General features: G+C 66.7%; 7 protein-coding genes. 4 read left to right on the forward strand and 3 right to left on the reverse strand.

Going from position 1 to position 3,089, the window contains the following annotated elements; all coding sequences use genetic code 11:
* On the forward strand, window positions 1-218 hold a 218-nt coding region (locus M3461_04045; GenBank protein ID MDQ3773591.1), incomplete at its 5' end, for a hypothetical protein.
* Between the two features lie 171 nt (window positions 219-389).
* On the opposite strand, the gene M3461_04050 is transcribed toward M3461_04045, so the two are convergent.
* A complete protein-coding gene (locus tag M3461_04050; protein ID MDQ3773592.1) occupies window positions 390-620 on the reverse strand; it encodes a hypothetical protein in 231 nt (76 codons plus the stop codon).
* Window positions 621-868: 248 nt separating this feature from the next.
* Here M3461_04050 and M3461_04055 point away from each other — a divergent pair, with 248 nt between their 5' ends.
* From M3461_04055 to M3461_04065, 3 genes are all read left to right on the forward strand, one after another.
* On the forward strand, window positions 869-1,321 hold the full coding sequence (locus M3461_04055) for a hypothetical protein (GenBank protein ID MDQ3773593.1): 453 nt from the start codon (window positions 869-871) through the stop codon (window positions 1,319-1,321).
* Window positions 1,306-1,461 carry a hypothetical protein gene (locus M3461_04060; GenBank protein MDQ3773594.1) on the forward strand — a complete coding sequence of 52 codons (156 nt, stop codon included), beginning with the start codon at window positions 1,306-1,308 and terminating at the stop codon, window positions 1,459-1,461. Before M3461_04055 ends, M3461_04060 begins: the two co-directional genes overlap by 16 nt.
* A 299-nt stretch (window positions 1,462-1,760) precedes the next feature.
* Window positions 1,761-2,003 carry a hypothetical protein gene (locus M3461_04065; protein MDQ3773595.1) on the forward strand — a complete coding sequence of 81 codons (243 nt, stop codon included), beginning with the start codon at window positions 1,761-1,763 and terminating at the stop codon, window positions 2,001-2,003.
* A 309-nt stretch (window positions 2,004-2,312) separates the two neighbouring features.
* On the opposite strand, the gene M3461_04070 is transcribed toward M3461_04065, so the two are convergent.
* Both M3461_04070 and M3461_04075 read right to left on the reverse strand, forming a co-directional pair.
* On the reverse strand, window positions 2,313-2,498 hold the full coding sequence (locus tag M3461_04070) for a hypothetical protein (protein MDQ3773596.1): 186 nt from the start codon (window positions 2,496-2,498) through the stop codon (window positions 2,313-2,315).
* A gap of 352 nt (window positions 2,499-2,850) precedes the next feature.
* Window positions 2,851-3,089: hypothetical protein (locus M3461_04075; GenBank protein ID MDQ3773597.1), on the reverse strand; the 239-nt coding region annotated here is incomplete at its 5' end.

Genomic DNA, 3,089 nt, shown 5'->3' on the forward strand with positions numbered 1-3,089 from the left:
CGTGGACTATGCGCGGGATGTCGATGCGGGCGGCTGGCGGGGGGCGGCTCACCGGGGTCGATGCGGTGATCAACGCGGTCGGGATCCTGCGGGAGGGTCGCGGGCGGCGTTTCGATGCCATCCACGATCAGGCGCCCAGGGCGCTCAGCGCTTTTCAATGGCTATTTTGTCGGCTGGTGGTGAGCAGCGGGTACATGCCGTCGCTCTTCTGGTCGTAGGCGATGGCCGCTTCGTCGATGCTCTACTCGATGACGTAGCGCCGGCGGGTGATCCTGCGGTAGGCCATGTCAGGGCCCGGGCGGCCGCGACGCGCCTGCTTGTAAACTGGTGTTCCTCGCGCACGGTGCGCTTGACCTTGAGGTAGCGCCCGACGTGGTGCCGATCGAGGATCATGGCGAGGCGCAGGCGATCTGAGCCGCCGCGCGCAGCCGCGCTCGTGCAAGCCCGAGCCGCTGGCGCAGCCCGCTGAGCGCTTCGATCGCGGCGGCAATGTTCTTTTGCCGCCGCGCCTGCTGGTGCAGCGTGAGCAACGTGCTCCAGACCCACACGATCGTCCAGAGCTCTGCGGAGGGCAGTTCGGCCTTATGGATGGACGTACCAGCAGTCGCGTGGGCCCTCACGATAACGGGGATTGGGACGGTCGGATCGTATCACGGCGGCGACCCTGCATGATGCGCTGAGAGGCGCCTGTGCCGAGGTGGCTGGGAGCCTGGCCAAGCCACGGAGGCGGTCGTGAGCGTTTTCGGCTTCGACATTGACTTCTTCGAGGAAGGCCAGGCTGAGCAACAGGCCCTCCGAGAGGCAGCCCAGGCCGCGCACGAAGCCCAGACGACGACTCCGCCCGTCGAGGACCTGCTCGAGCCGGAGCTTGACCCACCTCCGGAGGGGGAGCTCGAACCAGGCCCCCGATCTCGCGGTGGAAGGAATCTCCTACTCTCGCGGCCGCGACAAGTTCGACGCCTGGCCCGAGCAGCGCACGGCGGCGAGCTTTGCGGGCTTCGCCGAGGCCGTGCTGGCCGATCGGTCAACGGCGAAAGGGCTGACCTGGATCTCGGGACCCTTCGCGCGAAACGGTGACGGCCGGCATCACACGTGCCGTGACGGTGCCGAGGCCAGGCGGTTCCTCGCGTTCGACCTGGACGGCGCCACCCCCGAAGCCTTCGCGGAGCTGTGCATGATGCTGGGGGAGTACTCCGGTTTCGGCTACACAACGGCGAGCCACACCGTGGGGAGCCCGCACGCGCGCTACATCCTGGAACTGTCGAGGGCGGTGGATCGGGCCATGGCATCCGCTTGGGTGAGGCCATGCAGCGGCAGATAGACGCCCGGCTGGGCCCTGGCGCGGTGAGGCTCGATCCTTCTGTCTACCGGGCCGAGCAGCCCGTCTTCGCACCGCTGATCGGGGCCGAGACGATGAGCTATCACGGCGATCCCGTCGATATCGAGCAGATCCTTAATTAAGGACGCCCCGCCGCTGGAGGGGAGACCCGGGCGGGCCGAGCGCGCAGCGGCAATAGCCAGCCGTGATCCCGTCGTGCGGGCGCTTAGTTAGCGATCGCAAAATGATCAAACGCGCCCACGGCGACGGCAAGCTTTCGATCATCTGCCCCCTTCGAGGATAGGCATACCGAGCCGGGCGGCGGGACCTCCGCGGTCTATTTCCTGCCGAACTTCGGTGGCGTGCGCTATGGCAAGTTCGTGTGCATGCACCGTCACTGGGAGGGCGCCGACAAGAGGATTATCTGAGGGCGCTCGGGCTCTTGCCGAAGGAGGTCTGGCGACCGCAGGCCGGCGCAGCGCCCTACGATGATCTGCCGCCGTTGGAGTTCTATGACGAGGCGGCCCAGGAGGACACACGTCGGCACTTGGCGGGCGCTCGGGTACCTACGGAGGGCGAATGCGGCGCAGAGGCCGTACAATGCGCCATAGCGGGCGCGGAGGCCGCGCGCGGGGATATGAGCCCAGACGAGGCAACGGCCCAGCGCAGGGGGCCGATTCTGTAAGCCCTGAATGGCCCCAGGAGATGGACCCCTGCGCCTACTACGGACTGCTCGGCGAAATAGTCAGGGCATCGATCCACATACCGAGAGCGACCCAGTCGCGCCACTGGTCCAAATACCGCATCCAAGTTCCAACCCAAGAGTCCAATCGAAGCCGCCTTGCACAAGGCCGATGACTGGCCGCGCGCAAGGGCCGCACCGTGGTAAGGCAGGGGACGTTCACCGGGGCGCATGAGGTGAAGGCATGACATCCTGCTGCCCCCGAGCCCGAGCGGGGTTGGGGAGACGCGGTACCGCAGGCGACGTATGGGCCTAGCGCTCCCAGCCTTTGGCTCGGCCGACAAATCCGCCGCCTCCTTCCGGCATGAAAAACGTGCTGTCGTCCGGGATCTCCTCCGCGCCGAAATCGGTGATTCCGCGCTGCATGTCCTCGTCCGACGCCTCGCCGCGGCTCCCGCCCGGCACCTGCTCGGTGAAAAAAAACTTGGTTTTGCCCATGTCCGTCTTACGCCGAAACCACACCGTCCATCAACGCGTTACACTATAAGCGTACGCGAGCTGCTCCGGCCGAGTCTGTACGCTGGCGCACATAGCGAGGTTAATCTGCAGAGTTCACACCCGCGCACTCGCGGCGGAAGCGGTGTACGGCCGAGGAAGCGCAGGCCGCCGCCGCGGTCCGTGAGCACCATCGCACGACAAGCCATGACGACGGAGACCCCCGAGTCCCGCTTCGAGCGCTTTTGCCTGGCGTACCCCTCGGGGACGGTGGTGATGGCGTTATGCCGACGGCGCGACCCTGCGCGAGGTCCGCGTAACGCACCCACCGGCGGTGGTCGAGGTGATCGAGGTTTCACGGGTGAGCGTTGATTCCCGAGGTGGGCAGGCCATGAAACGGCGTACACGCGGCGTTCGAAGGGACGTATCGGCAAGGATGCCGAGGTCCGAAGCATCGCCCCTTCGGTGTGCCCACGAGGTAATGCACCGGGGGATCGCTCTCGCGCATCTCCTGGAGCACCGCCTCGGTCGGGATCCCTCTGTCCATCGCCCAGATCCGCCGCGCGCGGCCATACTGCCGCTCGATGCGTGCGA

It is taken from the genome of Pseudomonadota bacterium (assembly GCA_030860485.1).
Lineage (GTDB): Bacteria > Pseudomonadota > Gammaproteobacteria > JACCXJ01 > JACCXJ01 > JACCXJ01.

Bases quoted from the DNA above. Each gene is read 5' to 3' on its own strand.
- M3461_04070 (MDQ3773596.1), bottom strand. From the start codon at position 2,498: ATGGGCAAAACCAAGTTTTTTTTCACCGAGCAGGTGCCGGGCGGGAGC.
- M3461_04060 (MDQ3773594.1), top strand. From the start codon at position 1,306: ATGCAGCGGCAGATAGACGCCCGGCTGGGCCCTGGCGCGGTGAGGCTC.